10 protein-coding genes are annotated in these 13,057 nt (G+C 54.5%); 8 read left to right on the forward strand and 2 right to left on the reverse strand.

Features of this window, described 5'->3' with window-relative positions; all coding sequences use genetic code 11:
- The first annotated feature begins 15 nt into the window (after positions 1 to 15).
- Entirely contained in the window at positions 16 to 1,083 is a 1,068-nt protein-coding gene (locus AC6I8W_RS09110; RefSeq protein WP_497837867.1) for an ABC transporter permease, read from the forward strand.
- An 11-nt stretch (positions 1,084 to 1,094) separates the two neighbouring features.
- A complete protein-coding gene (locus tag AC6I8W_RS09115; protein ID WP_497837868.1) occupies positions 1,095 to 1,892 on the forward strand; it encodes a glucose 1-dehydrogenase in 798 nt (265 codons plus the stop codon).
- A gap of 77 nt (positions 1,893 to 1,969) precedes the next feature.
- Here AC6I8W_RS09115 and AC6I8W_RS09120 read toward each other — a convergent pair whose 3' ends face one another.
- Positions 1,970 to 2,971 carry an IS110 family RNA-guided transposase gene (locus AC6I8W_RS09120; RefSeq protein WP_497835483.1) on the reverse strand — a complete coding sequence of 334 codons (1,002 nt, stop codon included), beginning with the start codon at positions 2,969 to 2,971 and terminating at the stop codon, positions 1,970 to 1,972.
- 400 nt (positions 2,972 to 3,371) lie between these two features.
- On the opposite strand from AC6I8W_RS09120, the gene AC6I8W_RS09125 reads away from it, so the two are divergent.
- Positions 3,372 to 4,808 (forward strand): YchO/YchP family invasin, encoded by a 1,437-nt coding sequence (locus AC6I8W_RS09125; protein WP_497837869.1) that lies wholly within the window; start codon positions 3,372 to 3,374, stop codon positions 4,806 to 4,808.
- An 83-nt stretch (positions 4,809 to 4,891) separates the two neighbouring features.
- On the opposite strand, the gene AC6I8W_RS09130 is transcribed toward AC6I8W_RS09125, so the two are convergent.
- Positions 4,892 to 5,971: a porin gene (locus AC6I8W_RS09130; RefSeq protein ID WP_497837870.1), complete on the reverse strand. Its 1,080-nt coding sequence runs from the start codon at positions 5,969 to 5,971 to the stop codon at positions 4,892 to 4,894.
- Positions 5,972 to 6,856: 885 nt separating this feature from the next.
- Here AC6I8W_RS09130 and AC6I8W_RS09135 point away from each other — a divergent pair.
- From AC6I8W_RS09135 to astE, 5 genes are read left to right on the forward strand one after another with little or no spacing between them, the layout of a single operon-like run.
- On the forward strand, positions 6,857 to 8,077 hold the full coding sequence (locus tag AC6I8W_RS09135) for an aspartate aminotransferase family protein (protein WP_497837871.1): 1,221 nt from the start codon (positions 6,857 to 6,859) through the stop codon (positions 8,075 to 8,077).
- Positions 8,074 to 9,105, forward strand: a complete 1,032-nt coding sequence (gene astA, locus AC6I8W_RS09140; RefSeq protein WP_497837872.1) for an arginine N-succinyltransferase — start codon at positions 8,074 to 8,076, stop codon at positions 9,103 to 9,105. Before AC6I8W_RS09135 ends, astA begins: the two co-directional genes overlap by 4 nt.
- Positions 9,102 to 10,571 carry a succinylglutamate-semialdehyde dehydrogenase gene (astD, locus tag AC6I8W_RS09145; RefSeq protein ID WP_497837873.1) on the forward strand — a complete coding sequence of 490 codons (1,470 nt, stop codon included), beginning with the start codon at positions 9,102 to 9,104 and terminating at the stop codon, positions 10,569 to 10,571. Before astA ends, astD begins: the two co-directional genes overlap by 4 nt.
- A complete protein-coding gene (gene astB, locus AC6I8W_RS09150; RefSeq protein WP_497837874.1) occupies positions 10,568 to 11,896 on the forward strand; it encodes an N-succinylarginine dihydrolase in 1,329 nt (442 codons plus the stop codon). The genes astD and astB overlap by 4 nt, the downstream gene beginning before the upstream one ends.
- Before the next feature lie 47 nt (positions 11,897 to 11,943).
- Positions 11,944 to 12,939 carry a succinylglutamate desuccinylase gene (astE, locus tag AC6I8W_RS09155; protein ID WP_497837875.1) on the forward strand — a complete coding sequence of 332 codons (996 nt, stop codon included), beginning with the start codon at positions 11,944 to 11,946 and terminating at the stop codon, positions 12,937 to 12,939.
- Positions 12,940 to 13,057 lie beyond the last annotated feature (118 nt).

Below are 13,057 nucleotides of genomic sequence, written 5' to 3' on the forward strand. Positions count from 1 at the left end.
CTTCCGGAGAAAATCATGAATAAGAAATATTTGCTTTATATGTATCTGCTGAAGGCGCGCACCTTTATTGCCTTATTGATTGTCATCAGCTTTTTCAGCCTGATGGTGCCGAACTTTCTGACCACCTCCAATCTGCTGATCATGACGCAGCATGTGGCGATCACCGGTTTGCTGGCCATCGGCATGACGCTGGTGATCCTCACCGGCGGTATCGATCTGTCGGTCGGGGCGGTGGCTGGGATATGTGGCATGGTGGCCGGTGCGTTGCTTACGAACGGTTTACCGTTATGGGGCGGTAACGTGATGTTCTTCAACGTGCCAGAAGTGATTCTGCTGGTGGCGCTGTTTGGCGTGCTACTGGGTTTGGTTAACGGCACGGTAGTGACGCGACTGGGTGTGGCACCTTTTATCTGCACCCTTGGCATGATGTATGTCGCACGCGGCTCGGCGTTGCTGTTCAACGATGGCAGCACTTACGCCAATCTGGTGGGGATGCCCGCGTTGGGCAACACCGGCTTTGCGTTGTTGGGTTCCGGTACGGTGCTGGGTATCTATATCCCCATCTGGCTGATGGTGGGCTTCCTGCTACTCGGCCTCTATCTGACGCGCAAAACCCCCCTCGGTCGCTACATCTATGCCACCGGCGGCAATGAATCGGCTGCACGTCTGGCCGGGGTGCCGATTATTAAAGTGAAGGTGTTTGTCTACGCCTTCTCTGGCTTGTGTGCAGCCCTGGTAGGACTGGTGGTCGCGTCGCAGTTGCAAACCGCCCATCCGATGACCGGCAATATGTTTGAGATGGACGCCATCGGTGCCACGGTGCTGGGCGGCACGGCACTGGCGGGAGGGCGTGGCCGGGTATCTGGCTCGATTATCGGGGCATTTGTCATCGTGTTTCTGGCCGATGGCATGGTGATGATGGGCGTCAGTGATTTCTGGCAAATGGTGATTAAAGGTCTGGTGATTGTTACTGCGGTAGTGATCGATCAGTTCCAGCAAAAATTACAAAGCAAGGTGGTACTGCTGCGCAGGCATGAAAAAAAGCAGCAATCAGCCGCCCTGTCTGAAGTCACCCATGGATAACAGGAGGCAATATGACTCGCGATTTTAGTGGAAAGACAGTGGTGATTACCGGTGCCTGTCGCGGCATTGGTGCAGGTATCGCTGCGCGTTTCGCTCGGGACGGCGCGCGGCTGGTGATGGTGTCGAATGCAGAACGGGTGTTTGAGACAGCGGAGCAGTTAACGCAGCAGTACGGTAGCGAGATCCTTGCGCTTCAGGTGGATGTCACCAACGAGTCGGAAGTGCAGCAACTCTATCAGCAGGCGGCTGAGCGTTTTGGCAGCATTGATGTGTCAATTCAGAATGCTGGGGTGATCACTATCGATCGCTTCGATACCATGCCAAAAAGCGATTTCGAAAAGATTCTGGCGGTGAACACCACCGGCGTCTGGCTGTGTTGTCGTGAAGCGGCAAAATATATGGTGAAGCAGGGTGGCGGAAGTTTGATCAACACCTCATCCGGGCAGGGGCGCCAGGGATTTATCTATACTCCGCATTATGCCGCCAGCAAGATGGGGGTGATTGGCATCACGCAAAGTCTGGCGCTGGAATTAGCACCCTGGCATATCACCGTTAACGCTTTTTGCCCTGGCATCATCGAAAGCGAGATGTGGGATTACAATGACCGGGTGTGGGGCGAAATCCTTAGCAGCGAGAAGAAACAATATGGCAAAGGTGAGTTGATGGCGGAGTGGGTGGAGAACATTCCATTGAAGCGCGCCGGACAACCGGAGGATGTGGCTGGGCTGGTGGCGTTTCTGGCATCCGATGATGCGCGCTATATCACCGGCCAAACCATCAACGTGGACGGCGGTCTGATTTTTTCGTGATTGCATTGCGGTGTCATCGTGTGGGTTGCCAGAACCCGCGCGATAACTAACCATCACATCGGTTCGTAGATACTCTGTTAAGCATCAACACTTTCCCGATGCTTGGTACTAAAAAGTCTCGCTGAATCAAAATCCTGACCGTGCTTTATACAGCTCCATAAGCCGGTCAGGTATTTCCGCATTACTGCGCATATCGCCTGGATTTTCTTCTTACCTCTTTTTATCAGCCCCTGATAAAACATCGCGGCGCGGGGTTCATGCTGCGCAGCACTCAGCGCGGCCATATACAGCGCCCTACGCAGATGACCGTTGCCCGCTTTACCCAGACGTCCCGGACGGTTCACGCTGCTGCCCGACTGGCTCTGCCTCACATGCAGGCCCGCATGACGGCTTACCTGATTTGCCTTCATATCCCGGGGCAGCAGGCTCAGCTCGCCCAGTACAGTAATGGCCGTTGTCTCTCCGACGCCTTTGGCTGAACACAGGCACATGAACGCCGCTTTCAGGGCGCTATTTTTCGCGATGATTTTCAGCGCCAGCGCGTGCAGCTTCTCTACCTTACGGCTGTAATATTCCACGTCTTCTTCTTCCAGCTCCAGCAGGACATCGGCAGTTCCGGCGCGGGTTTCCAGCGCATGAAGACGGTTTTTTGAACGTGTCCGGGACTGAACGGCTCGCGTCATCATGCGGGCGATATCGCGCAACGCCATGCAGTCATCATCCGGAGCCTGCCAGAGTGCAGGCCTCATGCTTTCTCCATATTCAGCCAGCAGTACCGCATCACGGGCGTCAGTTTTGGCAGCGTTCAGGCGCATGGCGGCATAGTGGTGATAACTGGCGGGATTAATGACGCAGACGGGCAGCCCGGCACGGACAAGAGCCACCGCAAGGTCAAAATGGTAGACACCGGTTGCTTCCATAACGATGCGTTCGGGGGACAGCGATATCAGCTTTTTCGCAAAAGCCTGATAGTCCTCAGGTGTCTGATTAAGCTCAGAAACCAGCGTTGTTTTACCGTTAACGCGTACGGCAAAGGTAAAGGTTCTGGCAGAAATATCGATCCCGGCAAAACAGGTCATGTGGCCTCCGGAAGGCAAAATAGCGTAAACTGTTAACCGGTTCCCGACCTCGTCATCTGAGATTGTTCAGCCTGCCTTGTAATGCGAAGTCAGTCTCGCGAGAGAAAGCTTCCTGGTACTCTTCGGCCTGAACAAGGAGGCGGGAGCCACTCTACGTACGAAGTCACTGTAAAAGCTGCTTCCAGCGGCGCACGGCTTCCCGGTTATCAGAACTGATTTCAGGGAAATCATAATCTGACCCTCCAAACATACAAGCGGCGTGATTTATCACGCCTCAGTCGCCGCACAGCCATAATCAGACTGCGTGAAGCTGCGAAAACGCAGGAATATGTTAAGGTAAAAAGATGTGATTTTGTGAGAGACATCTAATTTTTACCTGAGCTGAAACCTGATTTTGCCCATGTTACCCGTTGTTTTACTGACTTTACCCCGACGTATCACCCTCGGTGCGCTCGCACTGCTTACTGCTGTGCCTGCTTCTCAGGCGTATACCAGCGAAGCCCAGATCACTGATGCCCCGTTCAGCGACGCGGCACGTTTTCGGAAAGAGGCAGAGGCATTACCCACCCTTGGCTATCAGGATGACAGCAGCAATTTCTCGCAAAAGTTGGCAGATATAGCCAAAAGCATCGGGGAAGCCAGCGAAAACAGCAGCGATACGACTTTTGGCCATCAGGCCGGGGTCTGGGCCTTTAATCATTTCCGCGAAGAAGTGGCGCAGCGGGTATCAAGTGAAGGGGAGTCGTTGCTCTCACCCTACGGCAATGCACAGATCGATTTTGCTGTTGATATGAATGGGAATTTTACCGGCAGCGGAGCTGAATTATTCACCCCCTGGGCCGATCGTAATCGTTATCTTACCTTTAGCCAGGTGGGTTTCCACCAAACGGATGACGGGCTGGTGGGCAATGCCGGGCTGGGTCAACGCTGGGTCGCCGGGAGCTGGCTGCTGGGTTATAACGCCTTTGTCGATCATCTGTTCACCAACTCGTTGCAACGCGGTTCCCTGGGCACCGAAGCCTGGGCGGATTATCTGCGCTTTTCGGCCAATTACTATTATCCGTTATCCGGCTGGCATAATGGCGACCCCACACAACAGCAGCGCATGGCGCGCGGCTATGATTTCACCACCCAGGGTTATTTGCCTTTCTATCGCCAACTGGGGGTTTCCGTCAGTTGGGAGCAGTATCTGGGGCAGGATGTTGATCTGTTTAATTCCGGCACTCGCTACCATAACCCGTCGGCACTCACCTTTGGTCTTTCCTATACCCCGGTACCGTTAGTCACCGTCTCCGCCAGCCACAAAGCCAGTAGTGCAGGGGAGAGTCAGGATCTGTTCGGGCTACGCCTTAACTATCGCTTTGGTGTGGCGTTAAGCCAACAACTGAACGCCGATAATGTAGCAGCCACCCGCTCCCTGCGCGGCAGTCGCTATGACATGGTAACGCGCAACTACACGCCGGTGCTGGAGTACCGGCAGCGCAAAACGCTGTCGGTGTTTCTCGCTACTCCGCCGTGGCAACTGAATGCGGGGGAAAGCCTGCCCTTAAAACTGCAAATTCGTGCTACCAATGCCATCACGGGTGTGAGCTGGCAGGGTGATACCCAGGCATTGAGTCTGACGCCGCCAGCCAATAATCAGGATCCCCAGGGCTGGAGCATTATTATGCCTGCATGGGACAGCACGCCGGGTGCCAGTAACAGTTATCGCCTTGCAGTCACGCTGGAAGACAGCAAGCAACAGCGTGTGACGTCGAACTGGATTACTTTGCAGGTTGAACAACCGTTTGAAATGGAGTCAGCGGGCAATAATCGCTTTGACCTGCTGGAGCCGTAAGCAGAAAAAAGAAAAGGGCAGCTTTCGCTGCCCTTTTGACGTCCGGTTGACACGGGCCGGACGCGCAATGAGGGTTAACTCACTTAGAACTGGTACACCAGACCCACAGCAGTGATGTCGTCGGTAGCCAGACCAAGCGGGTTGTTGTCTTTCAACAGGTTGATACGGTATTCCGCATACGCAGACATGTTTTTGTTGAAGTAGTAAGTGGCACCGATAGAGGTGTACTTCACGATATCCGCGTCGCCGATGCTTTCGATGTCTTTACCTTTGGAAGAGACATAACCCACAGACGGACGGAAACCGTTCAGGAACTGGTACTGTGCAACCGCTTCAAAGTTGACGGCTTTGTTCGCGAAGCCACCCGAGATTGGGGTAGCGTTCTGCGTCTGACCATACATAGTCGCCAGGTAGATCTGGTTCGCATCATATTTGATCGCAGTTGCCCAGTGCTGCGCTTTATCACCGTGACCACGGGTTGCGGCGTTCTGCGTTTCAGTACGATCCAGGCTGGCGTAAGTACCGACCACGCTCAGACCAAAGTCGAAGTCGTATGACGTTGACAGCGCGAAACCGTCACCGTTAGAACGACGTACCGCGATGTCAGAGTAGCTGGTGCGGTCGTTTTTGCCTTCGTACTGCGCAGCAATGTTCCAGCCTTTCACCAGACCGAAGAAATCTTTGTTACGCCAGGTCAGCACGCCAGTGGAACGGCCAGACAGGAAGGCGTCGGTGTAACCCGAGTCACCGCCGAAGAACGGCAGCATGTCGGTGTAGCCCAGCGCATCATAAACCAGACCGTAGTTACGGCCGTAGTCCAGTGAACCCAACTCACCATATTTCAGGCCAGCATAGCCCAGACGGGTACGGTTACCGGTTTGTGAATCAGAACCACCTTCAGAGCGACTCAGGCTGTACTGGTACTGCCAGAAACCATAACCGGTCAGCTGGTCAGTGATTTTGGTTTCGCCTTTGAAGCCCAGACGGGTGTATGAGGAGGTTTCACCATCGTTGCTGCTGTCATCGGAAAACAGGTGTGAAACGTTAATTTTGCCCACCAGGTCGAGTTTGTTGCCATCTTTGTTATAGATTTCGGCGGCCTGAGCCGTAGAGAGTCCCAGCAGTAACGGCATTACTGCTGCGAGTAAAGTGCGCTTCATCATTTAATTTTTACCCTGTGTTATTTTTTAATTGTTGCCCTGCTATGGGGCGAAATGAAAATGACACAAAAGGTTCAAGATCGAAAGTGCAATAAATGTTACTAAATATTTCACGTTGGCTTTTTGTGCGATTTTTAATCTCAACTTCCATTATATGGGATTGTATATTGCTTTTACTTATCCTTAAGCTATGCATTAATTATCTATAATTAATATTTAATTATATGATTTTTAAGCCGTTATTGTTTTTTGATTATTTGTGTCTAATAGATTTTATGATGCCTGTAAATAGCACAACCCTATGTGTTTTTGTTCAATAACAAACACGCTAATCCTGATAATTATTAGCCTGATAACTTTTTTATACATACTCTGTTTCTGGTTATTTCTGTATTCCTAATAACCTTAGTCACTAACATTATTACGCTCAGCCGGGGGGATTGAGTGGCTAAAAATAACGCAGAAGCGTTATTTATTTGTTAAGTTCTGTATTGAAAATGACCATTCAGATGAGCAATTCACCCGCACCATCATGGCACCTTTGTGCACCATTTATGAGCATGGTGAACCATCATGGTGCTTCAGCTGCGCTATCCTGGCGAAATATTTCCTCAGCGATCACAAAAGCAATATTTCATTTTGTGAATGCATAAATCCGCTTAAGAATTCTCTGGCATATAGACGCCATCAGACGGTTATTCACTTTTTATGCATTTAAAGTGAATATGTGGTGGGGTTAAGTTATTGATATTCCGTTAGTGAAATCCATTTATGCACTTTTCCCTCTGGCTGGCACGGTTACTGCAATATACAGTTAAGCTGAAAGTCACCGGTTTTTAACAATTTTAAAACAAAGGCTTCACCTCGGGTGGGGCAGGAGAAAGGACTATGTCACTGCAGGTTTCACGTCACGATTTCGATCAATGGATGATGCCGGTTTATGCACCCGCTGCGTTTGTACCGGTGCGTGCCGAAGGTTCAACGCTTTGGGATCAGCAGGGCAAGGATTACATCGATTTTGCCGGAGGCATTGCCGTCAATGCCCTCGGACATGCACATCCGGCGTTGCAACAGGCGTTGCAGGAGCAGGCCAGCAAGTTGTGGCATACCGGTAATGGTTATACCAATGAACCGATTTTGCGCCTGGCGAAGCAATTAATTGACGCGACTTTTGCTGACCGGGTGTTTTTCTGTAATTCCGGTGCCGAAGCCAACGAGGCCGCGCTGAAGCTGGCGCGCAAAGTGGCACATGACCGCTTCGGTGCGGAGAAAAGTGGTATCATCGCCTTTAACAACGCCTTCCACGGTCGTACCTTGTTTACCGTTACCGCCGGTGGACAGCCAGCCTATTCACGTGATTTTGCACCGTTGCCACCGGATATCCAGCACACCCCTTTCAATGATCTCGAAGCCGCCGCCGCGTTAATCAATGACCAAACCTGTGCCGTGATTGTTGAACCGATTCAGGGCGAAGGGGGTGTGGTGCCAGCCGATCCGGCGTTCCTGCGTGGCCTGCGCGCGCTCTGCGATAAGCATCACGCGGTGCTGATCTTTGATGAAGTGCAAAGTGGTGTGGGACGTACCGGCTCCCTTTACGCCTATATGCATTACGGTGTGACCCCGGATGTACTCACCACGGCGAAAGCGCTGGGGGGCGGCTTCCCGATTGGCGCCATGCTGACCCGTGAAGATCTGGCACTGGTGATGAGTGTAGGTACACACGGCACCACCTACGGCGGCAACCCGCTGGCCGGGGCAGTAGGCGGTAAAGTGGTCGAGTTGATTAATCAGCCTGCTTTTATGGCCGGGGTGGCTGAGCGCCATCAGTGGTTTGTCACGGCGCTGGAGGAACTGAATCAGCGTTTGCCGTTGTTTAAAGAGATCCGCGGCCTGGGTCTGCTGATTGGTGCCGTGCTGAATGATGATTTTGCCGGTAAAGCCAAACAGTTCAACCTCGCCGCCGCAGAGGAGGGCGTCATGGTGCTGATTGCCGGAGCTAACGTGGTGCGCTTTGCTCCCGCACTGAATATCAGTGAACAGGAAGCCAAAGAAGGGCTGGCGCGTTTCGCCCGAGCCTGTGAACGCGTGCTCAAAGGAGCAGCATCATGATGGTAATCCGCCCCGTCGAACGTGACGACCTTGCGCAGTTGCTGTCGCTGGCGGGCAAAACCGGTGGCGGCCTGACGTCGCTACCGGCGGATAGCACGACCTTACAGGCGCGTATCGAACGTTCTTTGCAGACCTGGCAGGGTGCGCTGCCGCGCGCCGAGCAGGGATACGTGTTTGTACTGGCTGACAGTGAAGACAATCGCGCGGTGGGCATTTGTGCCATTGAAGTCGCGGTGGGTTTACAGGATCCCTGGTACAACTTTCGGGTCGGCACCCAAGTCCATGCGTCTAAAGAGCTGAATGTGTATGCCAGCCTGCCGACGTTGTCGTTGAGTAACGACCATACCGGCAGCAGTGAATTGTGCACGCTGTTTCTCGATCCTGACTATCGCGATGGCAAAAATGGTTATCTGCTGTCTAAATCGCGTTTTCTGTTTATGGCAAATTTTCGCGACCGCTTTATGAAGCATGTGGTGGCGGAGATGCGCGGCGTCAGTGATGACAACGGCCATTCGCCCTTCTGGGACAGCGTAGGCAGCCGCTTCTTTTCGATGGAATTCAGCAAAGCTGATTTCCTGAGCGGCACCGGGCAGAAAGCGTTTATCGCCGAACTGATGCCGAAACATCCGTTATATACCCACTACCTGAGCGAAGAGGCGCAGAAAGTGATCGGCGTGGTGCATCCTAAAACCGCGCCTGCCCGTGCGGTGCTGGAAGCCGAAGGATTCCGCTACCTCAATTACGTCGACATTTTCGACGGCGGCCCGACGCTGGAGTGTGAAATCGACCGCATCCGCGCCATTCGTAAAAGTCAGCTGCTAACGGCGGTGGCCGGTGAAGCCAGCGAAGAGTGGCCGCTGTGCCTGGTCGCTAATCTGGATTATCAACAGTTTCGCGTGGCGTTGCTGCCGGTAGATATCGCTTCCGGCCGCGTGCGTCTCAACGACAGTCAGCGTGATGCGCTGTGCTGTGTATATGGCGACAACCTGCGTGTGGTCACACTGGGTCGCGAGGAGAAAAAAGCATGACGCATTTTATTAACGGCCAATGGCTGACCGGCGGCGCTGAAGCGTTCAGCAAACTCAATCCGGTCAGCGGGGACACCCTGTGGCAGGGCAAGTCCGCGTCACCCTCTCAGGTCGCAGCGGCATGTGAAGCGGCACGCGCTGCGTTTCCTCACTGGGCGCGTAAACCCTTGGCTGAGCGCCAGGCGCTGGTGGAAGCCTTTGGCCGACAGCTGGAAGCACATAAAAATGAACTGGCTGAGACCATCGCCCGTGAAACCGGCAAACCACGCTGGGAAACGCTGACGGAAGTGCAGGCGATGATCAACAAAATCGCTATCTCAATAAAGGCTTACCACAGCCGCACCGGTGAAACGGCAGAAGGGGAAAGCTCGCTGCGTCATCGTCCACACGGCGTGTTGGCGGTGTTTGGCCCCTATAACTTTCCCGGTCATCTGCCGAATGGCCATATCGTGCCTGCCTTGTTGGCTGGCAACTGCGTGGTCTTCAAACCCAGTGAACTGACACCGATGACGGCGGAAAAAACCGTGCAGCTGTGGCAAAAAGCGGGCATCCCTGCCGGAGTGCTTGGCCTGGTGCAGGGAGGACGCGATACCGGCCAGGCACTGGCGGCGGAGAGTCAGATTGATGGCCTGCTGTTTACCGGCAGTGCGGCAACCGGTTATCACCTGCATCGGCAGTTTGCCGGGCAGCCGGAAAAAATGCTGGCATTAGAGATGGGCGGCAATAACGCCTTGATCGTCGAGAATCCGGCGGATATCGATGGTGCGGTGCATATCGCTATTCAGTCGGCGTTTATCACCGCCGGGCAACGCTGCACCTGCGCCCGCCGTCTACTGGTGAAACGTGGTGCAGCAGGCGATGCCTTTCTGCAACGTCTGGTTGAGGTAAGCACCCGCTTGCAACCTGCCGCCTGGAATGCTGAGCCGCAACCTTTTATGGGCAGCGTGATTTCCCCGGCCGCTGCCGGACAGATTTATGCCGCCTGGCAAAAGCGCGTGGATCTCGGAGGCAAAGTGTTGCTGGGAATGCACTGGCCCGATCGCGACAGCGCCATCATCACGCCGGGTATCATCGATATGACCGACGTGCGGTCATTGCCGGATGAAGAAGTGTTCGGCCCGCTGTTGCAAGTGGTGCGTTATGACAACTTTGAGCAGGCGATTCGTCTGGCAAATCAGACGCGCTACGGTCTTTCCTGTGGCTTGATTTCCCCTGATCGTGCGCAATTTGATCAACTGCTGCTGGAAGCGCGCGCCGGTATCGTTAACTGGAACAAACCGCTGACCGGCGCGGCCAGCTCCGCACCCTTCGGTGGCATTGGTGCCTCCGGCAACCACCGTGCCAGCGCCTGGTATGCGGCGGATTACTGTGCGTGGCCGATGGCCTCGCTGGAAAGCCCCAGCCTTGATCTGCCGGGCACGCTGTCACCAGGTCTCGACTTCTCTGCGGCGGGAGCATCTGAATGAAAGCCTTTGAAGCCAACTTCGACGGCTTGGTGGGGCTAACGCACCATTACGCCGGATTATCTTTCGGTAATGAAGCATCGACACGTAACCAGTTGCAGCCGTCGAATCCGCGTCTCGCGGCGAAGCAGGGGTTGCTGAAGATGAAAGCGCTGGCGGATATGGGCTATGTGCAGGGAGTGATCCCACCGCATGAACGTCCCAATCTGCCGTTACTGCGCCAGTTGGGTTTCAGCGGCAGCGATGAACAGGTGCTGGCGCAGGCGGCGAAACAAGCACCGCAACTGTTGTCAGCGGCCAGTTCCGCCTCGGCAATGTGGGTAGCGAATGCCGCTACTGTCTCTCCGTCTGCCGACAGTGCCGATGGTCGCGTGCATTTTACTGTGGCTAACCTTAACAACAAATTCCATCGCGCGATTGAAGCACCGGAAACCGCCGATTTGCTGCGTGCCATCTTCCGCGATCCGCAACATTTCAGCGTCCATGATGCGTTGCCGCAGGTGGCGCTGTTTGGTGATGAAGGGGCGGCTAACCATAATCGTTTCGGCGCGGATTATAGTGACACCGGGGTACAACTGTTTGTCTATGGCCGCGACGGGAAGTCACAAGGTGCAGAACCGCTACGCTATCCGGCACGCCAGACGCGGGAAGCCAGTGAGGCGGTGGCGCGTCTGCATCAGCTGCATCATGCACGGACAGTGTATGCCCAGCAGAATCCGACGGTTATCGATCAGGGCGTGTTCCATAACGATGTTATCGCGGTGAGTAACCAGCAGGTGTTCTTCTGTCATGAGGACGCCTTTGTCAATCAGCCTCAGTTGCTGGCCGATTTGCAGGCGCGGATCCCCGGTTTCTGCGCGATTGAAGTGCCGCGCAATAAAGTGTCAGTGGCCGATGCGGTCAATACTTACCTGTTTAACAGCCAGCTGCTACAACGTGCTGACGGCGGCATGTTGCTGGTCTTGCCGGAGGAGTCACGCCAGCATAGCGGCGTATGGCGTTATCTGACTGAACTGGTGGAGAGCGGTGGGCCGATTCGGGAACTGAAGGTGTTTGACCTGCGCGAAAGTATGTACAACGGCGGTGGCCCGGCCTGTTTACGGCTACGTGTGGTACTGACGGAAGCGGAGCGTCAGGCGCTGAATCCGGCGGTATTGATGAACGACCGCCTGTTCGGTGTCCTGAATGATTGGGTCGATCGCCATTATCGCGATCGCTTAACCCAGGCGGATTTGGCCGATCCACAATTGCTACGTGAAGGGCGTACTGCGTTAGATGAGCTGACACAGCTGCTAGACTTAGGTTCTGTCTACGCATTTCAGCGCTAACGCTTGGGGGCGCATGTGTCGCCCCTTGTTTTACGTAAGGAGAAAGAATGCAGGATTTTTTACAGCAAACATTGTCTGGCCGGGTGCCGCTGGAGCGTCACGGGCAAAACGCCCACCTCAGCTGGCAGTGGCTGGATGAGGGCATTCTGTCCCTGACCCCGCATACCCCAACGTCGCAGGCGTTGGTGCTGTCTGCGGGTATCCACGGTAATGAAACCGCGCCGGTAGAGATCCTTAACCTGCTACTGACGTCCTTGCTACGCGGCGAAAAACCGCTGGCAGTGCGGCTGCTGGTGCTGCTGGGGAATCCGCAGGCAATGCGCAGCGGCAAACGTTATCAGCAATACGATATCAATCGTCTGTTTGGCGGACGTTGGCAGCAGGTGTCTGATGTGCCGGAGGCGCGGCGTGCGCTGCGGCTGGAGCAGGCGCTGGAAACGTTCTGGCATACCTGCCTGACAACAGAAACCCGCTGGCATCTCGATTTACATACCGCTATTCGCGGTTCGTATCACACACGTTTTGGTGTGATGCCACTCAATCAACGTCCGTGGCCAGAGGATTTTATGCACTGGCTGGCCGCCGCCGGGCTGGAAGCGCTGGTTTTCCACCGTTCACCCGGTGGCACTTTTACTCATTTCAGTTGTGAGCATTATGCCGCCGCCAGTTGTACGCTGGAGCTGGGCAAGGCGCTGCCGTTTGGGGAGAACGATCTTACCCAGTTCAGCGCAGCACAGCAGGCATTGGCCGCGTTACTGTATGGCGAAGCACTGCCGGAGGTGCAAACTGCGCCACGACGTTATCACGTGGCCCAGCAAATCACCCGCCACGGTGAAGAGTTTGTGCTGCATATGGGACCTGGTACGCTCAACTTTACCGCTTTCCCGCAGGGGACGTTGTTGGCGGAGGAGGGGGATACCCGTTACTACGTACAACAGGCGCGCGAGTATGTTTTGTTCCCCAATCCAAATGTCGCACCGGGATTGCGTGCCGGGTTGATGCTGGTGGAAGAGAACGAGCAAACTCAGGCTCTGACGTTGTAGCGACGCGATTTATCGCGCGTGTCTCCATCGCGCGATAAATTACGCCGCGACAAGGGGACGGTTGTGCGAATTATCCTTTCGCTACGCCGACAATACCGTTACACTCCTCCTTAATTCC

It is taken from the genome of Pantoea sp. X-Soil-TKNS-1211 (assembly GCF_059730495.1).

Coding starts and splice junctions, on each gene's coding strand:
- AC6I8W_RS09110 (WP_497837867.1), top strand. CDS start 16: ATGAATAAGAAATATTTGCTTTATATGTATCTGCTGAAGGCGCGCACC.
- AC6I8W_RS09115 (WP_497837868.1), top strand. CDS start 1,095: ATGACTCGCGATTTTAGTGGAAAGACAGTGGTGATTACCGGTGCCTGT.
- AC6I8W_RS09120 (WP_497835483.1), bottom strand. CDS start 2,971: ATGACCTGTTTTGCCGGGATCGATATTTCTGCCAGAACCTTTACCTTT.
- AC6I8W_RS09125 (WP_497837869.1), top strand. CDS start 3,372: ATGTTACCCGTTGTTTTACTGACTTTACCCCGACGTATCACCCTCGGT.
- AC6I8W_RS09130 (WP_497837870.1), bottom strand. CDS start 5,971: ATGATGAAGCGCACTTTACTCGCAGCAGTAATGCCGTTACTGCTGGGA.
- AC6I8W_RS09135 (WP_497837871.1), top strand. CDS start 6,857: ATGTCACTGCAGGTTTCACGTCACGATTTCGATCAATGGATGATGCCG.
- astA (WP_497837872.1), top strand. CDS start 8,074: ATGATGGTAATCCGCCCCGTCGAACGTGACGACCTTGCGCAGTTGCTG.
- astD (WP_497837873.1), top strand. CDS start 9,102: ATGACGCATTTTATTAACGGCCAATGGCTGACCGGCGGCGCTGAAGCG.
- astB (WP_497837874.1), top strand. CDS start 10,568: ATGAAAGCCTTTGAAGCCAACTTCGACGGCTTGGTGGGGCTAACGCAC.
- astE (WP_497837875.1), top strand. CDS start 11,944: ATGCAGGATTTTTTACAGCAAACATTGTCTGGCCGGGTGCCGCTGGAG.